At 53.2% G+C, this 21,263-nt stretch carries 19 protein-coding genes; 18 read left to right on the plus strand and 1 reads right to left on the minus strand.

The genetic code is table 11. The annotated features are described in order from the left end of the window. Positions 1–8: 8 nt before the first annotated feature. Together pcp and nei are read left to right on the plus strand one after the other, a co-directional pair. Complete coding sequence (gene pcp, locus EM595_RS05535; RefSeq protein ID WP_067428741.1) at positions 9–656, plus strand: pyroglutamyl-peptidase I; 648 nt, start codon at positions 9–11, stop codon at positions 654–656. Between the two features lie 15 nt (positions 657–671). Continuing rightward, a complete protein-coding gene (nei, locus tag EM595_RS05540; RefSeq protein ID WP_067428745.1) occupies positions 672–1,460 on the plus strand; it encodes an endonuclease VIII in 789 nt (262 codons plus the stop codon). A 49-nt stretch (positions 1,461–1,509) separates the two neighbouring features. Here the strand turns inward: nei and EM595_RS05545 are convergent, their stop codons facing one another. Continuing rightward, positions 1,510–2,793 carry a citrate synthase gene (locus EM595_RS05545; RefSeq protein ID WP_067428748.1) on the minus strand — a complete coding sequence of 428 codons (1,284 nt, stop codon included), beginning with the start codon at positions 2,791–2,793 and terminating at the stop codon, positions 1,510–1,512. A gap of 640 nt (positions 2,794–3,433) precedes the next feature. On the opposite strand from EM595_RS05545, the gene sdhC reads away from it, so the two are divergent. From sdhC to tolB, 16 genes are all read left to right on the plus strand, one after another. Next, the gene (sdhC, locus tag EM595_RS05550; RefSeq protein ID WP_067428751.1) at positions 3,434–3,823 is read left to right on the plus strand and encodes a succinate dehydrogenase cytochrome b556 subunit; all 390 of its coding nucleotides are present in this window, start codon (positions 3,434–3,436) and stop codon (positions 3,821–3,823) included. Beyond that, entirely contained in the window at positions 3,817–4,164 is a 348-nt protein-coding gene (gene sdhD, locus EM595_RS05555; RefSeq protein ID WP_067428754.1) for a succinate dehydrogenase membrane anchor subunit, read from the plus strand. The genes sdhC and sdhD overlap by 7 nt, the downstream gene beginning before the upstream one ends. Further along, entirely contained in the window at positions 4,164–5,930 is a 1,767-nt protein-coding gene (sdhA, locus tag EM595_RS05560) for a succinate dehydrogenase flavoprotein subunit (RefSeq protein ID WP_067428757.1), read from the plus strand. Before sdhD ends, sdhA begins: the two co-directional genes overlap by 1 nt. Positions 5,931–5,946: 16 nt before the next feature. Beyond that, on the plus strand, positions 5,947–6,663 hold the full coding sequence (locus tag EM595_RS05565; protein WP_067428759.1) for a succinate dehydrogenase iron-sulfur subunit: 717 nt from the start codon (positions 5,947–5,949) through the stop codon (positions 6,661–6,663). 276 nt (positions 6,664–6,939) lie between these two features. Then, positions 6,940–9,747, plus strand: a complete 2,808-nt coding sequence (gene sucA / locus EM595_RS05570; protein ID WP_067428762.1) for a 2-oxoglutarate dehydrogenase E1 component — start codon at positions 6,940–6,942, stop codon at positions 9,745–9,747. Positions 9,748–9,761: 14 nt separating this feature from the next. Beyond that, entirely contained in the window at positions 9,762–10,985 is a 1,224-nt protein-coding gene (odhB, locus tag EM595_RS05575; RefSeq protein WP_067428765.1) for a 2-oxoglutarate dehydrogenase complex dihydrolipoyllysine-residue succinyltransferase, read from the plus strand. Between the two features lie 70 nt (positions 10,986–11,055). Then, positions 11,056–12,222, plus strand: a complete 1,167-nt coding sequence (sucC, locus tag EM595_RS05580) for an ADP-forming succinate--CoA ligase subunit beta (protein WP_067428767.1) — start codon at positions 11,056–11,058, stop codon at positions 12,220–12,222. Continuing rightward, entirely contained in the window at positions 12,222–13,094 is an 873-nt protein-coding gene (sucD, locus tag EM595_RS05585) for a succinate--CoA ligase subunit alpha (RefSeq protein ID WP_067428769.1), read from the plus strand. Before sucC ends, sucD begins: the two co-directional genes overlap by 1 nt. 669 nt (positions 13,095–13,763) lie before the next feature. Then, on the plus strand, positions 13,764–15,335 hold the full coding sequence (gene cydA, locus EM595_RS05590; protein WP_067428771.1) for a cytochrome ubiquinol oxidase subunit I: 1,572 nt from the start codon (positions 13,764–13,766) through the stop codon (positions 15,333–15,335). A 1-nt stretch (position 15,336) separates the two neighbouring features. Then, positions 15,337–16,476 carry a cytochrome d ubiquinol oxidase subunit II gene (cydB, locus tag EM595_RS05595; RefSeq protein ID WP_067428773.1) on the plus strand — a complete coding sequence of 380 codons (1,140 nt, stop codon included), beginning with the start codon at positions 15,337–15,339 and terminating at the stop codon, positions 16,474–16,476. 13 nt (positions 16,477–16,489) lie between these two features. After that, positions 16,490–16,603, plus strand: a complete 114-nt coding sequence (gene cydX / locus EM595_RS05600; RefSeq protein ID WP_067428775.1) for a cytochrome bd-I oxidase subunit CydX — start codon at positions 16,490–16,492, stop codon at positions 16,601–16,603. Between the two features lie 308 nt (positions 16,604–16,911). Further along, on the plus strand, positions 16,912–17,316 hold the full coding sequence (gene ybgC, locus EM595_RS05605) for a tol-pal system-associated acyl-CoA thioesterase (RefSeq protein ID WP_067428777.1): 405 nt from the start codon (positions 16,912–16,914) through the stop codon (positions 17,314–17,316). Further along, the gene (gene tolQ / locus EM595_RS05610; protein WP_067428779.1) at positions 17,313–17,999 is read left to right on the plus strand and encodes a Tol-Pal system protein TolQ; all 687 of its coding nucleotides are present in this window, start codon (positions 17,313–17,315) and stop codon (positions 17,997–17,999) included. Before ybgC ends, tolQ begins: the two co-directional genes overlap by 4 nt. Positions 18,000–18,011: 12 nt before the next feature. Further along, positions 18,012–18,440: a colicin uptake protein TolR gene (gene tolR / locus EM595_RS05615; protein ID WP_067428782.1), complete on the plus strand. Its 429-nt coding sequence runs from the start codon at positions 18,012–18,014 to the stop codon at positions 18,438–18,440. A gap of 30 nt (positions 18,441–18,470) precedes the next feature. Continuing rightward, on the plus strand, positions 18,471–19,784 hold the full coding sequence (gene tolA / locus EM595_RS05620) for a cell envelope integrity protein TolA (RefSeq protein WP_067428786.1): 1,314 nt from the start codon (positions 18,471–18,473) through the stop codon (positions 19,782–19,784). Between the two features lie 174 nt (positions 19,785–19,958). Next, complete coding sequence (gene tolB, locus EM595_RS05625) at positions 19,959–21,251, plus strand: Tol-Pal system beta propeller repeat protein TolB (protein WP_067428789.1); 1,293 nt, start codon at positions 19,959–19,961, stop codon at positions 21,249–21,251. Positions 21,252–21,263 lie beyond the last annotated feature (12 nt).

Below are 21,263 nucleotides of genomic sequence, written 5' to 3' on the forward strand. Positions count from 1 at the left end.
GCGTCGCCATGAAAACGGTGTTAATCACGGCTTTTGAGCCTTTTGAAAATGAAACAGTTAATCCTTCGTGGGAAGCGGTCCGGCAGCTCGATCAACATATTATCGCTGGCGCTAAAGTCGTAGCGAAGCAATTGCCCTGTGTATTTGGGCAGTCGCTGGACACGCTCTGCTCAGCGATTGAAAACCTGCAGCCCGAGCTGGTTATTGCCGTGGGGCAGGCGGGCGGGCGCGTGGATATCACGCTTGAACGCATCGGTATCAATGTTGATGACGCACGTATTGCGGATAACCACGGTAATCAACCGGTGGATATGCCGGTGGTAACGGGCGGGCCGGCTGCCTATTTTTCAACGCTGCCGATTAAAGCCATGGTTGAGGCGATACGGCAAGCCGGTATTCCGGCGTCGGTATCACAAACCGCAGGCACCTTTGTCTGCAACCACGTGATGTACGGCTTGCTGCACCATTTGCAGCAAAACGGCAACCGAACCCGGGGCGGCTTTATCCACATCCCCTACCTGCCTGAACAGGCTGCTCGCCATGCTGGCACGGCGAGTCTGTCGGCAGAAACGGTTATTGCGGCGCTGGAAACGGCTATCGCCGTGGCGCTGCGCACGGAAGAAGACAGCCGTATTAGCGGCGGTACCACTCATTAATCAAGGGAAGATGTTATGCCTGAAGGGCCAGAGATCCGCCGCGCCGCCGATCGCCTTGAGAAGGCCATTCTCGGAAAGCCGCTGACCGATGTCTGGTTCGCTTTTCCTCAGTTGGCTACCTACGCCTCCTCATTGATTGGCGAAACGGTAACAGCGATTGAAACGCGCGGCAAAGCGCTGCTGACCTACTTTTCCAACGGTCTGGTGCTCTACAGTCACAATCAGCTTTATGGCGTCTGGCGGGTGATGCCAGCAGGGAAAGAGCCGGAAACCAACCGTATCCTGCGCGTGCGGCTGAGCAATGCCAAAAAAAGCATCCTGCTCTACAGTGCGTCGGATATTGAGTTATTAAATCAGGATACGCTGGCGGCACACCCTTTTTTACAGCGGGTTGGCCCGGATGTACTTGATGCAACGCTAACGGATCAACAGGTGAAAGAGCGGCTGCTGTCCACGCGCTTTCGCCGTCGGCAGTTTAGCGGTTTACTGCTTGATCAATCTTTCCTGGCGGGGCTAGGTAACTATTTGCGGGCAGAGATTTTGTGGCTGGCAGCGCTGAAGCCGCAGCATAAGGCGCAGGATTTAACCGAAGACCAGCTGGATATCCTGAGCGCCGCATTGTTATCAGTGCCGCGTCATTCCTATCAGACGCGGGGTACCATGAAGGATTATCATCATGGCGCCGCATTTACCTTCAACGTCTTTCACCGCGGAGGTAAGCCGTGTCCACGCTGTGGCGAAACAATAGAAAAGACCACGCTCTCGTCGCGCCCTTTTTACTGGTGTCCTGCCTGCCAGCAATAAAAAAACGGGTCAATTGACCCGTTTTTTACACTTCTGCGTTAGGGAACGATCACTCTTTCAGCTGTGAGGAAAACTCACGCGCTTCGTAACCGGTATAAAGCTGACGCGGACGCGCGATTTTAATGCCGTCATCGTGCATCTCTTTCCAGTGAGCGATCCAGCCAACGGTACGCGCCATCGCAAAGATAACGGTAAACATTGAGCTTGGAATGCCCATCGCTTTCAGAATAATACCGGAGTAGAAATCGACATTTGGATAGAGTTTGCGCTCAATAAAGTAGGGATCGTTCAGCGCAATATGTTCCAGCTCCATAGCAACTTCCAGCAGGTCATCCTTCATGCCCAGCTCATTCAATACTTCATGGCAGGTTTCACGCATAACGGTGGCACGTGGATCGTAGTTTTTGTAGACGCGATGACCAAAGCCCATCAGGCGGAAAGAGTCATTTTTGTCTTTTGCACGACGTACAAACTCAGGAATGTGCTCAACGGTGCTGATCTCTTCCAGCATACGTAAACACGCTTCATTAGCACCGCCGTGCGCGGGCCCCCACAGGGAAGCGATACCTGCTGCGATACAGGCAAACGGGTTAGCACCGGAAGAACCTGCGGTTCTGACCGTTGATGTTGAAGCGTTTTGCTCGTGATCGGCATGCAGAATCAGAATGCGATCCATAGCGCGCTCAAGTACCGGATTAACCACGTACTCTTCACACGGCGTGGAGAACATCATATTCAGGAAGTTACCGGCATAAGAGAGATCGTTACGCGGATAAACGAAAGGCTGACCGATCGAATATTTGTAACACATCGCCGCTACCGTCGGCATTTTCGATAACAGGCGGAAAGCAGCGATTTCACGATGGCGCTCAATGTTTACATCCAGCGAATCGTGGTAAAACGCAGCCAGCGCGCCGGTAACACCACACAGCACCGCCATCGGGTGTGAATCACGACGGAAACCGTGGAACAGACGAGTAATCTGCTCATGGATCATCGTGTGACGAGTAACGGTGGTGCAGAAGTCATCAAACTGGGCCTGGGTTGGCGCTTCGCCATTCAGCAGAATGTAACAAACTTCGAGATAGTTAGAGTGGGTAGCCAATTGATCAATCGGGAAACCACGATGGAGCAGAATGCCTTCGTCACCGTCAATGTAGGTAATTTGGGATTCACAGGACGCAGTAGAAGTAAAACCAGGATCGTAGGTGAATAAGCCTTGCGCTCCCAGCGTACGCACATCGACAACATCCTGACCCAGGGTGCCGTGCAGTACATCCAGTTCAACGGGGGCTTCGCCTTGTAGGGTAAGCGTCACTTTTTTATCAGACATTTATGGTCTCCTTAGCGCCTTGTAGGTAGAGATCTTAGACACCTTTAAAACGGTCATGTTACCGACAGCCTCATATATTTTTGAGGTCAGTTCACTCTGCGGCACGGTGACTGTAGCAAGGTACAGAGTGAGGAGCGCATCCAGGCAAGAGTCCGGCAGGCATGGCTAACTGCGTTTCGCGGTTGTTAAAGATCTGTTCTGGTCATAACGTATGTTGAACCAATAACCTGATGCTTTTAAGCAATATTAACATGCCAATGTTACATAACTTATGCTTAGGGGAAAGTGTATCCCCATAACTTTTGCGCATCATCGGTTTTTTGATGCATCGTTTGTAACCGAATTGTTGAACTTTTGTCAAATCAGATAATTAAATTTGTATAAATTGTGAAATTCGTGAGTCAGATCACTGTTCCACCTAAATTTCACCAAAGAGATTGTAGGGGAATTGTAATAAGAATGTGATCCCCTTATACTTTCGCCAGGTCTCCGGAATATCCTGACACCGAGAGCCACCCAGCGTTTCTGGCGCCTTAATTAACACTGGATGTTGCTGTATTGGTGACGGTTAAAGTTTGATTGCAGCAGCAATTAAACTGGCACCTTCAGGACCGGAGGGAGCAAAATAAAAAAAAGCTGTGTGGGCAAAACCGTGAAAAAACAAAGACCTGTCAACTTGGATCTCTCTACGATCCGGTTTCCCGTTACTGCAGTATCATCCATTCTTCATCGCGTTTCCGGCGTCATCACCTTTGTGGCGGTTGGCATTCTGCTGTGGCTTTTGGGTCTCTCGCTCTCATCGCCTGAAGGTTTCCTGCAAGCATCCGCTGTTATGGATAGCTTTTTTGTTAAATTCATCATGTGGGGCATCCTTACCGCGCTGGCTTATCATGCCGCGAGCGGTATTCGCCATATGTTGATGGATTTTGGTTATCTTGCAGAGACGATGGCAGTAGGAAGGCGCTCTGCGTATTTTGCAATGGGTCTCACCGTCGTGCTTTCAATTCTGGCTGGAGTGTTCGTATGGTAAGCAATGCTTCTGCATTGGGGCGTAATGGCATCCATGACTGGCTGCTACTGCGTGCTTCTGCAATTCTGATCACCCTCTATATCGTGTACATCCTCGGCTTCATCTTGATGGCGGACACACTTACCTACGACATATGGCGCGGGTTCTTTGCCTCTTCATTTACCAAAGTGTTCACGTTGCTGACGCTGCTTTCGATTCTTGTCCATGGCTGGATTGGCATGTGGCAGGTACTGACCGATTACGTTAAATCGCTCAGCGTGCGTTTGATTGGACAGTTGGTGATTGTGGTTGTGCTGCTGGCGTATGCACTTTATGGAACCGTTGTGGTATGGGGTGCGTGATGAATTTACCCGTTAGAGAGTTTGATGCCGTAGTGATCGGCGCAGGTGGCGCAGGTATGCGTGCCGCACTGCAAATCTCCCAGGCAGGCCAGAGCTGTGCGCTGCTATCAAAAGTCTTTCCTACCCGTTCTCATACGGTGTCGGCGCAGGGCGGTATTACCGTTGCGCTGGGCAACAGCCATGAAGATAACTGGGAATGGCACATGTACGACACGGTGAAGGGCTCCGATTATATCGGTGACCAGGATGCCATCGAATACATGTGTAAAACCGGTCCGGAAGCGATTCTGGAACTGGAACATATGGGGCTGCCTTTTTCCCGTCTGGAAGATGGTCGCGTTTATCAGCGTCCTTTCGGCGGACAGTCCAAAAATTTTGGCGGTGAGCAGGCGGCGCGAACCGCAGCCGCTGCTGACCGTACCGGCCATGCGCTGCTTCATACCCTTTATCAGCAGAACCTGAAAAACAAAACCACCATCTTTTCTGAGTGGTATGCACTGGATCTGGTGAAAAATGAAGATGGCGCAGTGGTGGGATGTACCGCACTGAGCATCGAAACTGGCGAAGTCGTTTACTTCAAGGCTAAAGCAACAGTGCTGGCAACCGGCGGCGCCGGCCGTATCTATCAGTCAACCACTAACGCCCACATTAACACGGGTGATGGCGTTGGCATGGCGCTGCGTGCAGGCGTGCCGGTTCAGGATATGGAAATGTGGCAGTTTCACCCGACAGGCATTGCCGGTGCGGGCGTACTGGTCACAGAAGGCTGTCGTGGTGAGGGCGGATATCTGCTGAATAAACACGGCGAACGCTTTATGGAGCGTTATGCTCCAAACGCTAAAGACCTCGCCGGTCGTGACGTTGTGGCGCGTTCTATCATGATTGAAATTCGTGAAGGCCGCGGCTGTGAAGGTCCGTGGGGCCCGCATGCCAAGCTGAAGCTCGATCATTTGGGTAAAGATGTACTGGAATCACGTTTGCCAGGCATTCTTGAGCTTTCCCGCACCTTTGCGCATGTCGATCCGGTAAAAGAGCCGATTCCAGTCATCCCAACCTGTCACTACATGATGGGCGGCATTCCGACCAAAGTGACCGGTCAGGCATTAACCGTAAACGCGCAGGGTGAAGATGTTGTGATTCCTGGTCTGTTCGCCGTCGGTGAAATTGCCTGTGTATCCGTACACGGTGCCAACCGTCTTGGCGGTAACTCGCTGTTGGATCTGGTGGTATTTGGTCGCGCGGCAGGCCTGCATCTGCTGGAATCAATCCAGGAGCAGGGTGAACTGCGTGACGCCACAGCAGAAAACATTGATGCCTCGCTGGCACGCTATCAGCGCTGGGATAACAATACTACCGGTGAAGACCCAACCGAACTGCGTAAAGCATTACAGGCCTGTATGCAGAATAACTTCTCGGTGTTCCGTGAAGGCGATGCAATGGCAAAAGGCCTGGCTGAATTAAAAGAGCTGCGTGAGCGTTTGAAAAATGCCCGTCTGGATGACCGTTCAAGTGACTTCAACACCCAACGTGTGGAATGCCTTGAGCTGGACAACCTGATGGAAACGGCTTATGCGACGGCAATGTCGGCCAACTACCGTACAGAGAGTCGTGGCGCACACAGCCGCTTTGACTATCCGGAGCGTGATGATGACAACTGGCTCTGCCACAGTCTCTATCTGCCGGAGAATGAGAGCATGACGCGTCGTGAAGTGAATATGCAGCCAAAACTGCGTGCCGCTTTCCCGCCAAAAGCTCGAACCTACTAATTGCGGAGTAATGTCGATGAGACTTGAATTTTCAATTTATCGCTATAACCCCGATGTCGATGATGCGCCGCGCATGCAGGACTATACGCTGGAGTCAGACGAAGGGCGCGACATGATGCTGCTGGATGCGCTGATTCGCCTGAAAGAAAAAGATCCCACGCTGGCGTTTCGTCGCTCATGCCGTGAAGGTGTCTGCGGCTCTGACGGCCTGAACATGAACGGTAAAAACGGTCTGGCCTGCATTACGCCCATTTCTGCCCTGGGCAACGGCAAGCAGAAAATTGTCATCCGTCCACTGCCAGGTCTGCCGGTAGTCCGCGATCTGGTTGTCGATATGGGCCAGTTCTACGCGCAATATGAGAAAATTAAACCTTTCTTAATCAACAATGGCGAGAATCCGCCAGCGCGTGAGCACCTGCAGATGCCAGAGCAACGTGAGCATCTGGATGGGCTTTATGAGTGCATTCTGTGCGCCTGCTGCTCAACCTCATGCCCTTCATTCTGGTGGAATCCTGATAAATTTATTGGACCCGCAGGTTTGCTGGCGGCCTATCGCTTCCTGATCGACAGTCGTGATACGGAAACCGAAGCGCGTCTGGACAATCTTAGTGACGCCTTCAGCGTGTTCCGTTGTCACAGCATCATGAACTGCGTGAGCGTTTGTCCTAAGGGTCTTAACCCAACGAAGGCAATTGGTCATATCAAGTCAATGCTGCTGCAACGTGGCGCGTAAAGGCTAAATTTATCCTCCGCTGCCGGAAGCCCTGGGCTTCCGGCACGTTCGGAAATCCTGATAAAGCGTGTTCACCAAAACGCTTTATCAGGGTTCCCTTACGGGTACGCGCCCCGGTAGCGCAATGGACTCGTATCGCTGAACCTGTTTAGGCCGTGTCCCGCCCTTGTTTGTGAAGAAGTTACACGCGCAAGCGCAGGATGCAGTCTTAGGCAAGCCGTTAACCCGGTAACAATGAAACCTCGAAAAAAAGCATTTCATGCTTAAGGGATCACAATGCAGAACAGCGCGATGAAACCCTGGCTGGACTCTTCCTGGCTGGCCGGCGCGAACCAATCTTACATAGAGCAGCTCTATGAGGATTTTCTAACCGATCCTGACTCTGTCGATGCTGTATGGCGCGAAAGGTTCCAGCAGCTTCCCGGAACCGGAGTTAAACCAGAACAGATTCACTCCACGACCCGCGAATATTTCCGCCGTCTGGCGAAAGACGCTTCTCGCTACACCGCATCCGTTACCGATCCGGTAACGAACTCCAGGCAGGTTAAAGTCCTGCAACTGATCAACGCCTTCCGTTTCCGTGGCCATCAACAGGCCAATCTCGATCCGCTCGGCTTGTGGAAGCAGGAGTCAGTACCGGATCTGGCACCTGAATTCCACGATTTAACCGAAGCTGATTTCCAGGAAACGTTCAACGTCGGCTCGTTTGCCATTGGCAAAGAGACGATGAAACTGGGCGAATTATATCAGGCACTGCAGCAGACCTATTGTGGTTCGATTGGTGCCGAGTATATGCATATCACCAATACGGAAGAGAAACGCTGGATTCAACAGCGTATCGAATCGGTAATGGGCCAACCCTCTTTCACCGCCGAAGAGAAGAAAGGCTTTCTGAAAGAGCTGACCGCTGCCGAAGGTCTGGAAAAATATCTCGGCGCAAAATTCCCGGGAGCAAAACGCTTCTCGCTGGAAGGCGGCGATGCGTTAGTGCCAATGCTGCGCGAAATGATCCGCCATGCAGGCAAAAGCGGCACGCGCGAAGTGGTTCTGGGCATGGCCCACCGCGGTCGCCTTAATGTGCTGATCAACGTGCTCGGCAAAAAGCCGCAGGATCTGTTTGACGAATTTGCCGGCAAACATAAAGAGCATCTGGGCACCGGCGATGTGAAATATCACATGGGCTTCTCTTCTGATGTGGAGACGGAAGGTGGCATGGTGCACTTAGCACTGGCCTTTAACCCTTCGCATCTGGAAATTGTTAGCCCGGTTGTCATGGGTTCAGTGCGCGCGCGCCTCGATCGCCTTGATGAACCCGCAAGCAATAAAGTGTTGCCTATCACAATTCATGGTGATGCCGCGGTAACCGGTCAGGGCGTAGTGCAGGAGACATTAAACATGTCTCAGGCTCGCGGTTATGAAGTTGGCGGTACCGTACGTATCGTCATTAATAACCAGGTGGGCTTTACCACTTCCAACCCGAAAGATGCGCGTTCCACTCAATACTGTACCGACATCGGTAAAATGGTGCTGGCGCCAATCTTCCACGTCAATGCTGACGATCCGGAAGCGGTGGCGTTCGTGACGCGTCTGGCGCTCGATTTCCGCAACACCTTTAAACGTGACGTCTTCATCGACCTGGTGTGCTATCGCCGCCATGGACACAACGAAGCGGATGAGCCAAGCGCCACGCAGCCATTGATGTACCAAAAAATCAAAAAGCATCCAACGCCGCGTAAGCTTTATGCCGACAAGCTGGAAAGCAATCAGGTTGCTTCACAGGCCGATGCTACTGAAATGGTCAATTTGTACCGTGATGCGCTTGATGCCGGTGAATGCGTAGTACCGGAGTGGCGGCCAATGAGCCTGCACTCTTTTACCTGGTCACCTTACCTGAATCACGACTGGGAAGAGAGCTATCCGGAGAAGGTTGAAATGAAACGGCTGCAGGAGTTAGCGCGCCGTATCAGCACCGTTCCTGATTCAATTGAAGTGCAGTCTCGTGTGGCGAAGATCTACAACGATCGAGCTGACATGGCGGAAGGCAATAAACCTTTCGACTGGGGCGGCGCCGAGAATCTGGCCTATGCCACGCTGGTAGACGAAGGTATTCCTTGTCGCCTGTCTGGTGAGGATATGGGTCGTGGCACCTTCTTCCATCGCCATGCGGTGGTGCATAACCAAAGCAACGGATCGACTTACACGCCGCTGCAGCATATTCACAATGGTCAGGGCATCTTTAAAGTCTGGGATTCCGTGCTGTCTGAAGAAGCGGTGCTGGCATTTGAATATGGCTATGCCACGGCTGAGCCGCGTACGCTGACCATTTGGGAAGCGCAGTTTGGTGACTTTGCCAACGGCGCTCAGGTAGTTATCGACCAGTTCATCAGTTCAGGCGAGCAGAAGTGGGGCCGTATGTGTGGCCTGGTGATGCTGTTGCCACACGGCTATGAAGGTCAGGGTCCGGAGCACTCCTCCGCACGCCTTGAGCGTTATCTGCAACTTTGTGCTGAGCAAAACATGCAGGTATGCGTGCCTTCAACCCCGGCACAGGTTTATCACATGCTGCGTCGTCAGGCCTTGCGCGGTATGCGCCGTCCGCTGATCGTGATGTCACCAAAATCGCTGCTGCGTCATCCGCTGGCAATTTCATCTCTGGATGAACTGGCTAATGGCCGCTTCCAGCCAGCCATTGGCGAAATCGACGATCTGGATCCGAAAGCGGTTAAGCGCGTCGTGCTTTGTTCCGGCAAGGTATATTACGACCTGCTTGAGCAGCGCCGCAAAAATGAACAAACCGATGTTGCCATTGTGCGCATCGAACAGCTTTATCCTTTCCCGCACAAAGCGGTGCAGGAAGCGCTGCAAGCTTATGCACACGTGCATGATTTTGTCTGGTGCCAGGAAGAGCCACTGAATCAGGGTGCCTGGTATTGCAGCCAGCATCATTTCCGTGAAGTGGTTCCATTTGGTGCTTCGTTACGTTACGCCGGTCGTCCCGCTTCGGCTTCACCGGCAGTTGGCTATATGTCCGTTCACCAGAAACAGCAGCAAGAACTGGTCAATGACGCGCTGAACGTTAATTAATTAAAGGATAGATAATGAGTAGCGTAGATATTCTCGTTCCCGACCTGCCAGAATCCGTTGCTGATGCAACTGTAGCGACCTGGCATAAAAAACCTGGCGATGCGGTTAGCCGCGACGAAGTGCTGGTAGAAATTGAAACTGACAAAGTGGTATTGGAAGTGCCTGCTTCAGCCGACGGCATTTTGGAAGCCGTGCTGGAAGAAGAGGGCGCTACGGTGACCTCGCGTCAGATTCTGGGACGTCTGAAAGAGGGCAACAGTGCGGGCAAAGAGTCTTCTGCTAAATCAGAAGATAAAGATGCCACACCAGCCCAACGTCAAACCGCCTCTCTGGAAGATGAAAGCAACGATGCGCTGAGCCCAGCTATTCGTCGCCTGATCGCTGAACATTCGCTCGACCCGGCAGCCATTAAAGGCAGCGGCGTAGGCGGACGTCTGACCCGTGAAGATGTTGAGAAACATCTGGCGCAGAACACCGGCGCTAAAGCCGCAGCCCCAGCCGCAGCCGCAGCGGCAACTCCGCAGCCACCGGTTGCTGGCCGCACAGAAAAACGTGTACCGATGACCCGTCTGCGTAAGCGTGTTGCAGAGCGTCTGCTGGAAGCGAAAAACAGCACCGCAATGCTAACCACGTTCAACGAAATCAACATGAAGCCAATCATGGACTTGCGTAAGCAATATGGCGAAGTGTTTGAGAAGCGTCACGGTGTGCGTTTGGGCTTTATGTCCTTCTACATCAAAGCGGTGGTTGAGGCGTTAAAACGTTTCCCGGAAGTTAACGCATCGATTGATGGCGAAGATGTGGTTTACCACAACTACTTCGATGTCAGCATTGCGGTTTCCACTCCGCGCGGACTGGTCACGCCTGTGCTGAAAGACGTTGATGCGCTGAGCATGGCAGATATCGAGAAGAAAATTAAAGAACTGGCGGTCAAAGGCCGTGATGGCAAGCTGACGGTTGAAGAGCTGACCGGGGGTAACTTTACTATTACCAACGGCGGCGTATTTGGCTCACTGATGTCTACGCCAATCATCAACCCACCGCAAAGCGCGATTCTCGGCATGCACGCGATCAAAGATCGCCCAATGGCGGTGAATGGTCAGGTGGTTATCCTGCCAATGATGTACCTCGCACTTTCTTACGATCACCGCCTGATCGATGGACGTGAGTCCGTGGGTTACTTAGTGGCAGTGAAAGAGATGCTGGAAGATCCAGCCCGTCTGTTGCTGGACGTTTAATTCTCGCCGGGCGCGGCTCAGGCTGCGCCCAACCTTATTAATCTTTTCAGATATGAATGGATAGAACATCATGAACTTACACGAATACCAGGCGAAACAGCTGTTTGCACGGTATGGCATGCCGGCACCAACCGGTTACGCCTGTACTACGCCACGCGAAGCAGAAGAAGCGGCGTCTAAAATTGGCGCAGGCCCGTGGGTAGTAAAATGTCAGGTTCATGCCGGTGGCCGCGGTAAAGCGGGCGGTGTGAAAGTGGTTAACAGCAAAGAAGATATTCGTGCTTTTGCTGAAAACTGGCTGGGCAAACGTCTGGTTACCTATCAAACAGATGCGCACGGTCAGCCGGTAAATCAGATTCTGGTTGAAGCGGCCACTGATATCGATCAGGAACTCTATCTGGGTGCGGTTGTTGACCGTGCCAGCCGCCGCGTGGTCTTTATGGCCTCAACCGAAGGCGGTGTAGAAATTGAAAAAGTGGCGGAAGAGACCCCGCACCTGATTCACAAAATGGCGCTTGATCCTTTAGCAGGCCCACAGCCTTATCAGGGCCGTGAACTGGCATTCAAACTGGGTCTGACCGGCAAGCAAGTTAACCAGTTCACCAAGATCTTTATGGGTCTGGCAACCATGTTCCTGGAGCGCGATCTTGCGATGGTTGAGATCAACCCGCTGGTCATCACCAAACAGGGCGATCTGATCTGCCTCGATGGCAAACTGGGCGCCGATGGCAATGCGTTGTTCCGTCAGCCGGAACTGCGTGAAATGCGCGATCCAAGCCAGGAAGACCCACGTGAAGCGCATGCTACCCAGTGGGAACTGAACTATGTCGCGCTGGATGGCAATATCGGTTGTATGGTGAACGGTGCCGGTCTGGCAATGGGCACCATGGACATCGTGAAGCACCACGGCGGCGAGCCTGCTAACTTCCTCGATGTTGGCGGCGGCGCGACCAAAGAGCGTGTTACCGAAGCCTTTAAAATCATCCTGTCTGATGATGCGGTTAAAGCCGTATTCGTCAATATTTTCGGCGGTATCGTCCGTTGCGATCTGATCGCAGATGGCATCATCGGCGCAGTCGCTGAAGTGGGTGTCAACGTGCCGGTAGTGGTGCGTCTGGAAGGTAACAACGCCGAGCTGGGCGCCCAGAAACTGGCGGACAGCGGCTTGAACATCATTGCAGCAACCAGCCTGACAGACGCTGCACAGCGTGTTGTCGCTGCAGCGGAGGGAAAATAATGTCCATTCTGATCGACAAAAACACCAAAGTGATCTGCCAGGGCTTCACCGGCGGACAGGGCACGTTCCATTCAGAGCAGGCTCTGGCTTATGGTACGCAGCTGGTTGGCGGCGTAACGCCAGGCAAAGGCGGCACCGAGCACCTTGGTCTGCCAGTATTCAACACCGTGCGCGAAGCGGTAGAAGCCACCGGCGCAACGGCATCAGTGATCTACGTTCCTGCGCCGTTCTGTAAAGATGGCATCCTGGAAGCGATCGATGCGGGCATCAAGCTGATCATCACCATCACTGAAGGCATCCCTACACTGGACATGCTGACCGTGAAAATGAAGCTGGATGAAGCTGGCGTGCGCATGATCGGTCCAAACTGCCCAGGTGTGATCACGCCGGGCGAATGCAAAATCGGCATCATGCCGGGCCATATTCATCAGCCGGGCCGCGTGGGTATCGTTTCCCGCTCCGGTACGTTGACCTATGAAGCGGTTAAGCAGACCACCGACATTGGCTACGGCCAGTCAACCTGCGTCGGTATCGGCGGCGACCCAATTCCTGGCTCCAACTTCATTGATATCCTGAAGCTGTTCCAGGACGATCCGCAGACCGAAGTGATTGTCATGATCGGTGAAATCGGCGGCAGCGCGGAAGAAGAGGCAGCTGCCTTTATCAAAGAGCATGTGACCAAGCCGGTTGTGGGTTACATTGCTGGCGTGACCGCGCCAAAAGGCAAGCGTATGGGCCATGCTGGCGCCATCATTGCCGGTGGTAAAGGCACAGCAGATGAAAAATTTGCTGCGCTGGAAGCGGCAGGTGTGAAAACCGTACGCAGCCTGGCCGATATCGGCGATGCAGTGAAAGCGGTACTGCCACAGTAATTGCTGGCAGGTAGCAAAAAAAGGTCACCTTCGGGTGGCCTTTTTTATGTCCATCTTACAAACGTATTACGGTTAATTCATTAGAGATGTGCATTAATGCTTTGGAAAATAGCCTGGCGGAATGGCTGTTAAAAACTATTATTAAAAAGCGTCTAAAAATACCAAAAATAAACCACGGCTTTTTCTGAATACATTTAAAAGTTTCCATTAAACTAAACGATCGTATTCTTTAATTATTTTGCCACCAATTAAACACAATCAATTAACAGCGCCTTGCTACAGCCTTTTTCCCATTTTAATTCCTTAATCCAGATCAATTTGCTGCCGCTTATATCCAGCTATATCGCTGGATATGCTGCGCTTGTTTCGAGTAAATTGCTTTGCATCAAAATCGCAGGCTGAGCGCTGTCGATATCAACCTGCCAGATTGATCTACCACATTAATGCGTACGCCGCCTGTTTACTGGAATAAACAGGCGCTATTCGCTGTGGCAGTAACCGTAATCCGGAATTATTCAGCATTTATTAACTTACTGTCGCTCTGGCAGGGAACGCCTTGTCACCACGACTTACCCGGGATCACTTTCTATCGTTTCACATGAATGACGCAGGACTACGACCGGTTATTTCTGGTTATGCCTTGCTGAGTATGCGGAACAAGGAGTCAAGATGTTAGATATCGTCGAACTGTCGCGTTTGCAGTTTGCCTTGACTGCAATGTATCACTTTCTGTTTGTGCCACTGACGCTGGGTATGGCGTTCCTGCTGGCCATTATGGAAACGGTGTATGTGCTGTCTGGTAAACAGATCTACAAGGATATGACCAAATTTTGGGGCAAGCTCTTTGGCATTAACTTTGCGCTGGGCGTGGCTACCGGTCTGACCATGGAATTCCAGTTTGGCACCAATTGGTCTTATTATTCCCATTACGTGGGAGATATTTTTGGTGCGCCACTGGCTATTGAAGGGCTGATGGCTTTTTTCCTTGAGTCGACGTTCGTCGGTCTGTTCTTTTTTGGCTGGGATCGTCTTGGCAAAGTACAGCATCTGGCGGTAACCTGGCTGGTGGCGCTGGGATCGAACATGTCTGCATTGTGGATTCTGGTGGCTAACGGCTGGATGCAAAATCCGGTCGCCTCAGAATTTAACTTTGAAACCATGCGCATGGAAATGCTCAGCTTCTCTGAGCTGGTGCTCAACCCGGTGGCGCAGGTCAAATTTGTGCATACGGTAGCGGCGGGCTATACCGCAGGCTCAATGTTTGTGCTGGGTATCAGTGCCTGGTACCTGCTGAAGGGTCGCGATACCGCGTTTGCTAAACGCTCTTTCGCTATCGCCGCCAGTTTCGGCATGGCAGCAATTCTGTCGGTAATTGTGCTGGGTGACGAATCAGGCTACGAAATCGGTGACGTGCAGAAAACCAAGCTGGCAGCGATAGAAGCCGAATGGGAAACACAACCGGCACCGGCGGCCTTTACGCTGTTTGGCCTGCCGGATCAGGAGGCGCAGGAAAACCGTTACGCAATTCAAATTCCTTATCTTCTGGGTCTGATCGCCACGCGATCGGTGGATCAACCGGTTACCGGCCTGAAAGAGTTGTTGCAGCAGCATGAAGTGCGCATTCGCAACGGCATGAAAGCCTATGCGCTGCTGAATACGCTGCGTTCAGGCAGCCAGGATCCGGCGGTGCGGGCAGAGTTTGAGCGCCACAAGCAAGATCTCGGCTATGGTCTGCTGTTAAAACGCTATACCGATAACGTCGCCGATGCGTCAGAAACGCAAATCGCGCAGGCCACGCAGGATTCCATTCCACGCGTTGCGCCACTCTATTTCTCATTCCGCATCATGGTGCTCAGCGGCGTATTAATGCTGGGAATCTTCATCTTTGCCTTCTGGAGCGTGATCCGTAATCGCATTGGTCACCGTCCATGGCTGCTGAAGGCTGCACTGTACGGTATTCCGCTGCCGTGGATCGCCATCGAATCGGGCTGGTTTGTGGCGGAATATGGTCGTCAGCCGTGGGCGATTGGTGAAATCCTGCCGACGGCGGTGGCTAACTCTTCATTAACCACCGGCGACCTGCTGTTTTCCATGGGGCTGATTTGCGGGCTTTATACGCTGTTTCTGATTGTGGAAATGTACCTGATGTTCAAATTTGCGCGGCTGGGCCCAAGCAGCCTGCGAACGGGCCGCTATCACCATGAACAGCCGCTGACCCTCACCACCGCAACGGGAGCCTGATATGTTCGATTATGAAGTATTACGTTTTGTCTGGTGGCTGCTGATCGGCGTGTTGTTCATCGGCTTTGCGGTTACCGACGGTTTCGATATGGGCGTTGGCATGCTGTCGCGCCTGATAGGCCGCAATGATACGGAACGCCGCATCATGATCAACAGCATTGCGCCGCACTGGGATGGCAATCAGGTATGGTTGATCACCGCGGGCGGCGCGCTGTTTGCCGCCTGGCCGATGGTCTATGCCGCTGCATTCTCCGGGTTCTATGTGGCGATGATTCTGGTGCTGGCCTCGCTGTTCTTCCGGCCGGTGGGTTTTGATTATCGCTCAAAAATCGAAGATCGCCGCTGGCGTGAAACCTGGGACTGGGGCATTTTTGTCGGCAGCTTTGTGCCGCCGCTGGTGATTGGCGTCGCTTTCGGTAACCTGCTACAGGGCGTACCGTTCCACGCTGACAGCTGGTTACGGCTGTTTTATACCGGCAACTTTTTTCAGCTGCTCAATCCTTTTGGCTTACTGGCTGGCGTGGTCAGTCTGACCATGATCCTGGCGCAGGGAGCCACCTATCTGCAGATGCGTACGCTGGGCGAGGTAGAACTGCGCGCCCGTACCGCCGCACAGATTTCCGCACTGGTAATGATGATCGCATTTGCGGCGGGCGGCGTCTGGGTCATGTATGGCATTGACGGTTATGTCATTACCAGCGCGATGAACCACAGCGCCGTATCCAATCCGCTGAGCAAAGAGGTGGTACGTCAGGCAGGCGCGTGGATGACCAACTTCCACAACATGCCCGTCCTCTGGCTGATTCCGGCCGCAGGCGTGCTATTGCCGCTGTTCACCATTATCTGTTCACGCCGCGGCAACGGCGCCTGGGCATTTCTGTTCTCGTCGCTGACGCTGGCCTGCGTCATTCTTACCGCGGGCGTGGCCATGTTTCCGTTCATCATGCCATCCAGCACGGTGCCAAACATCAGCCTGACCGTCTGGGATGCTACGTCGAGCCTGTTGACGCTGCGCATTATGACCGTTGCCGCCATTATCTTTGTGCCCATCATCCTGCTCTATACCACCTGGTGCTACTGGAAAATGTTTGGCCGCATCAGTAAAGAGCAGATTGAAACGCACTCCCATTCACTTTACTAACAGGGGCTACATCATGTGGTATTTTGCCTGGATCCTCGGCACCTTGCTCGCCTGCGCATTTGGCGTGATCACCGCCCTGGCGATTGAACATGTCGACGCGACGAAATCTGGCTCCGATGCCAGATAATCGCTGACCTCTCACAGCGCTCCGTACGGGGCGCTTTTTTGTTGCCCCGCCTTTTATTACCTCATCTTTATCCGGATCGTTTTTAGCCCCCTTAACCCGCAGGATTCGTCTTATCGGCGAGGGGAAATAACGCCGCGCTTTCGTCAAGTTAGTGGCGATTTCAGTCAGTGAGCCTTGACGATGTTGGCGCAAATTTTCAGCACCGTTTTGCCGGCGATAATTATTTTCTTTGCGCTATGGCAATCCATTCCCAAGGCGTTGGCTCTTGCGTATAGTAGCAACGTTTAAAAGCCTGACCGGGATGTAGAGTGAGTACAACGCTGTTTCAATGGCCGGTTCGCGTCTATTACGAAGACACCGATGCCGGTGGTGTGGTTTATCACGCCAGCTATATCGCTTTTTATGAACGAGCACGGACTGAAATGCTGCGTCAGCGCCATTTCAATCAGCAAACGCTGCTGGAACAACAGGTGGCATTTGTGGTGCGAAAAATGACGGTTGAGTACATGGCGGCGGCGCGCCTTGACGATCTGCTGATCGTTGAGAGTCACGTCAGCGCGATGAGCAGAGCGTCGATGACTTTCGCCCAGCGTATCGTGAATGAAGAAGGCAAAGTGCTCAATGAAGCAGAAGTCCTGATTGCCTGCATTAACCCACATCTTATGAAGCCGATAGCGCTTCCCAAGTCTATTGTCGCGGAGTTCAAGCAGTGACTGACATGAACGTTCTTGATTTGTTCCTGAAGGCGAGCCTTCTGGTCAAACTTATCATGCTGATTTTGATTGGATTTTCCATTGCTTCATGGGCAATCATCATCCAGCGTACGCGTATACTTAACGCCGCAGGTCGGGAAGCGGAAGCGTTTGAAGATAAATTCTGGTCCGGCGTCGAACTTTCCCGTCTTTATCAGGAAAGTCAGGCCCGCCGCGATGAGCTGTCAGGCTCAGAGCAGATTTTCTACTCAGGTTTTAAAGAGTTCGCTCGTCTGCATCGCGCCAACAGCCATGCGCCTGAAGCGGTGCTCGATGGTGCGGGTCGCGCCATGCGCATCTCCATGAACCGTGAGCTGGAATCACTGGAAAACCATATTCCTTTCCTTGGCACGGTCGGATCAATCAGCCCGTACATTGGCCTGTTTGGTACCGTATGGGGCATCATGCACGCCTTTATTGCCCTGGGCGCGGTGAAGCAGGCGACCCTGCAAATGGTTGCACCGGGTATTGCGGAAGCGCTGATCGCCACGGCTATCGGCCTGTTTGCCGCTATTCCTGCGGTCATGGCTTACAACCGTCTCAACCAGCGAGTCAATAAGCTTGAGCAGGGCTATGACAACTTTATGGAAGAGTTCACCGCCATCCTGCATCGTCAGGCGTTCTCCAGCGAGAACAACAAGTAAGCGAGGTGACGCATGGCCAGAAAACGTGGTCGCGGTCGCCGCGAACTTAAATCTGAGATCAATATCGTTCCACTGCTCGACGTGCTGCTGGTGCTGCTGCTGATATTCATGGCAACGGCGCCCATCATCACCCAGAGCGTTGAGGTTGATTTGCCAGACGCTACCGATTCTAAAACCGTTTCCAGCGATGATAATCCGCCGGTAATTGTGGAAGTGTCCGGCGTCGGCCAGTACAGCTTGGTAGTGGATCACGATCGTATGGAGCAGTTGCCGTCTGAACAGGTGGTGGCTGAAGCGCAACGCCGTCTGGAAGCGAATCCGAAAACGGTGTTTTTGATCGGCGGCGCGAAAGATGTGCCTTACGACGAAATTATCAAGGCGCTGAACTTGCTGCATCAGGCAGGCGTGAAGTCTGTGGGTTTGATGACGCAGCCGATCTAATTTATTCGAACCGTTTTTTGGGAACCGAGAGTGTCGAAGGCAACCGAGCAGAACGCTAAGTTAAAACGCGCGATAATCGTATCCGTAATCCTGCACATCGTTTTGATTGGGTTACTGATATGGAGCTCGTTTAACGAAAATATTGAAGCGAGTGGCGGCGGTGGCGGCAGCGATATCGACGCGGTCATGGTCGATCCCGGTGCGGTCGTTGAGCAGTTTAACCGCCAGCAGAATCAGCAGAGCGACAGCCAGCGTGCCGCTCAACAGCGTAAAAAGCAGGCGCAGCAGCAGGCAGAAGAGCTGCAGCAAAAGCAGGCCGCTGAACAACAGCGGCTGAAAGCGCTGGAAAAAGAGCGTTTGCAGGCGCAGGAAGCGGCGAAGGCAGAAGCAAAAGCCCAGGCAGCAGAGCAGAAGCAGGCGGAAGCGGCGGCACAGCAGGCGCAAGAGCAGCAGAAAACCGCAGAAGCGGCGGCGGCCAAGGCGAAAGCCGATGCCAAAGCGGAAGCTGATGCACAGATGAAAGCCGCTGCCGACGCGAAAAAACAGGCTGATGAGCAGGCGAAAAAAGCTGCCGCGGCCGATGCGAAAAAACAGGCAGAAGAGCAGGCAAAAAAAGCGGCGGCCAACGCCAAAAAAGAGGCGGAAGAGCAGGCCAAAGCGGCTGCTGCAGAAGCGGTAAAAGAGAAGGAAAAAGCGGCGAAAGCGGAAGCCGCAGCCAAGGCCAAAGCGGATGCGCAGGCGAAAGCAAAAGCCGCTCAGGAAGCGAAAGAACAGGCCGCTGCCGAAGCTAAAGCGAAGGCGACACAGGAAGCAAAAGAGCAGGCCGCTGCCGACGCGAAAGCAGAAGCCAAAGCCAAAGCTGAGGCGAAAGCGGAAGCTGCGGCGAAAGCTAAAGCAGATGCCGCAGCCAAAGCGAAAGCGGCCGCCGACGCGAAGAAAAAAGCTGCCGCGGAAGCCGCCAGCGACAGCGATGCGGTAGACGATCTGCTGGGCGGTCTGGCTTCCGGCAAAAATGCGCCGAAAGCGGGTGGCGGGGCAGCAGGGCAGGGGAATCAGAAAAAATCGGGCGCATCGGGAGCCGATATCAGCAACTATGCTGGTCAGATCCAGGCGGCGATTCAAAGCAAGTTTTACGATTCAGATAACTACAAGGGCAAAACCTGTACGCTGCGGGTTAATCTGGCGCCGGACGGTTTGCTGATTAGCGTGAAGGCGGAAGGCGGCGATCCCGCACTGTGTCAGGCTGCGATGGCAGCGGCCCGACAGGCGCGCATTCCTAAGCCTCCGAGCCAGGATGTGTACCAGGTTTTCAAAAACGCACCACTCTATTTTAAACCGCAATAAGAGAGTAACAAATGGCAGCTTGAACTATGTTTAGCTTGCCGTAATCTAAAGCCTGTCGGCACCTGCATCAGGCTTCTGATGGTGCGGGAACAGTGCAGGCTATGTGCTGTGCATTTGATAGTTATTGAACACTGCTAATTATCGTGGACGTTGCGTTCAGGTAAGGGAGAGAAAATGAAGCAGGCATTTCGTGTTGCGTTAAGTTTTTTAATACTGTGGGCGGCCGCGCTGCACGCAGAAGTTCGTATCGAAATCACGCAGGGTGTAAATACCGCCCGTCCAATTGGCGTCGTGCCATTCAAGTGGACCGGACCAGGAGCGGCGCCGGAAGATGTTGGCGGTATCGTTGCTGCGGATCTGCGCAACAGCGGCAAATTCAATCCGCTGGATCGCTCGCGTTTGCCACAGCAGCCTACCACGGCCGCTGAAGTTCAGCCTGCCGCCTGGAGCGCGCTGGGTATTGATGCCGTTGTTGTTGGCCAGGTACAGCCAGGCGCCGATGGCAGCTATGTTGTCTCTTACCAACTGGTGGATACCGCAGGTTCGCCGGGCACCGTGCTTGCCCAGAACCAGTTCAAGGTGACCAAACAGTGGCTGCGCTACGCTGCGCATACCGCCAGTGATGAATCCTTTGAGAAACTCACCGGCATCAAAGGCGCATTCCGTACGCGCATTGCCTATGTGGTACAGACCAATGGCGGTCAGTTCCCCTATGAGTTGCGCGTAGCCGACTACGATGGCTACAACCAGTTTGTGGTTCACCGTTCACCACAGCCGCTGATGTCACCGGCCTGGTCACCTGATGGCAGCAAAGTAGCGTACGTGACTTTTGAAAGCGGCAAGTCCGCGCTGGTGGTACAAACGCTGGCAAACAGCGCTATCCGTCAGATCGCCTCTTTCCCACGTCACAACGGCGCACCGGCTTTCTCTCCGGATGGCAGCAAGCTCGCGTTTGCGCTGTCTAAAACCGGCAGCCTGAACCTGTACGTGATGGACCTTGGCTCAGGCCAGATTCGTCAGGTCACCGACGGCCGTTTTAACAGCACTGAACCGACCTGGTTCCCGGACAGCCAGACGCTGGCTTACACCTCCGATCAGGCAGGTCGTCCACAAATTTATAAAATTGGCGTCAACGGTGGCACTCCGCAGCGCGTGACCTGGGAAGGTTCTCAGAATCAGGACGCGGATGTCAGCACTGACGGTAAATCAATGGTGATGGTCAGCACCAATGGCGGTGCGCAGCACGTCGCCAGACAGGATCTGGAAACGGGAGCCGTTCAACCTTTAACGGACACGTTCCTGGATGAAACGCCAAGTCTTGCACCTAATGGCACCATGGTAATCTACAGCTCTACTCAGGGTATGGGTTCCGTACTGCAATTGGTATCAACAGATGGTCGTTTCAAAGCGCGTCTTCCGGCAACTGATGGACAGGTAAAATTCCCTGCCTGGTCGCCGTATCTGTGATGCATATGAAAA

The organism is Duffyella gerundensis (assembly GCF_001517405.1).
In the GTDB taxonomy this organism is placed as follows: Bacteria; Pseudomonadota; Gammaproteobacteria; order Enterobacterales; family Enterobacteriaceae; genus Duffyella; species Duffyella gerundensis.

What these genes read in the sequence shown, in the direction of transcription:
- pcp (WP_067428741.1), top strand. Translation starts at nt 9, where the DNA reads ATGAAAACGGTGTTAATCACGGCTTTTGAGCCTTTTGAAAATGAAACA.
- nei (WP_067428745.1), top strand. Translation starts at nt 672, where the DNA reads ATGCCTGAAGGGCCAGAGATCCGCCGCGCCGCCGATCGCCTTGAGAAG.
- EM595_RS05545 (WP_067428748.1), bottom strand. Translation starts at nt 2,793, where the DNA reads ATGTCTGATAAAAAAGTGACGCTTACCCTACAAGGCGAAGCCCCCGTT.
- sdhD (WP_067428754.1), top strand. Translation starts at nt 3,817, where the DNA reads ATGGTAAGCAATGCTTCTGCATTGGGGCGTAATGGCATCCATGACTGG.
- sdhA (WP_067428757.1), top strand. Translation starts at nt 4,164, where the DNA reads ATGAATTTACCCGTTAGAGAGTTTGATGCCGTAGTGATCGGCGCAGGT.
- EM595_RS05565 (WP_067428759.1), top strand. Translation starts at nt 5,947, where the DNA reads ATGAGACTTGAATTTTCAATTTATCGCTATAACCCCGATGTCGATGAT.
- sucA (WP_067428762.1), top strand. Translation starts at nt 6,940, where the DNA reads ATGCAGAACAGCGCGATGAAACCCTGGCTGGACTCTTCCTGGCTGGCC.
- odhB (WP_067428765.1), top strand. Translation starts at nt 9,762, where the DNA reads ATGAGTAGCGTAGATATTCTCGTTCCCGACCTGCCAGAATCCGTTGCT.
- sucC (WP_067428767.1), top strand. Translation starts at nt 11,056, where the DNA reads ATGAACTTACACGAATACCAGGCGAAACAGCTGTTTGCACGGTATGGC.
- sucD (WP_067428769.1), top strand. Translation starts at nt 12,222, where the DNA reads ATGTCCATTCTGATCGACAAAAACACCAAAGTGATCTGCCAGGGCTTC.
- cydA (WP_067428771.1), top strand. Translation starts at nt 13,764, where the DNA reads ATGTTAGATATCGTCGAACTGTCGCGTTTGCAGTTTGCCTTGACTGCA.
- cydB (WP_067428773.1), top strand. Translation starts at nt 15,337, where the DNA reads ATGTTCGATTATGAAGTATTACGTTTTGTCTGGTGGCTGCTGATCGGC.
- cydX (WP_067428775.1), top strand. Translation starts at nt 16,490, where the DNA reads ATGTGGTATTTTGCCTGGATCCTCGGCACCTTGCTCGCCTGCGCATTT.
- tolR (WP_067428782.1), top strand. Translation starts at nt 18,012, where the DNA reads ATGGCCAGAAAACGTGGTCGCGGTCGCCGCGAACTTAAATCTGAGATC.
- tolB (WP_067428789.1), top strand. Translation starts at nt 19,959, where the DNA reads ATGAAGCAGGCATTTCGTGTTGCGTTAAGTTTTTTAATACTGTGGGCG.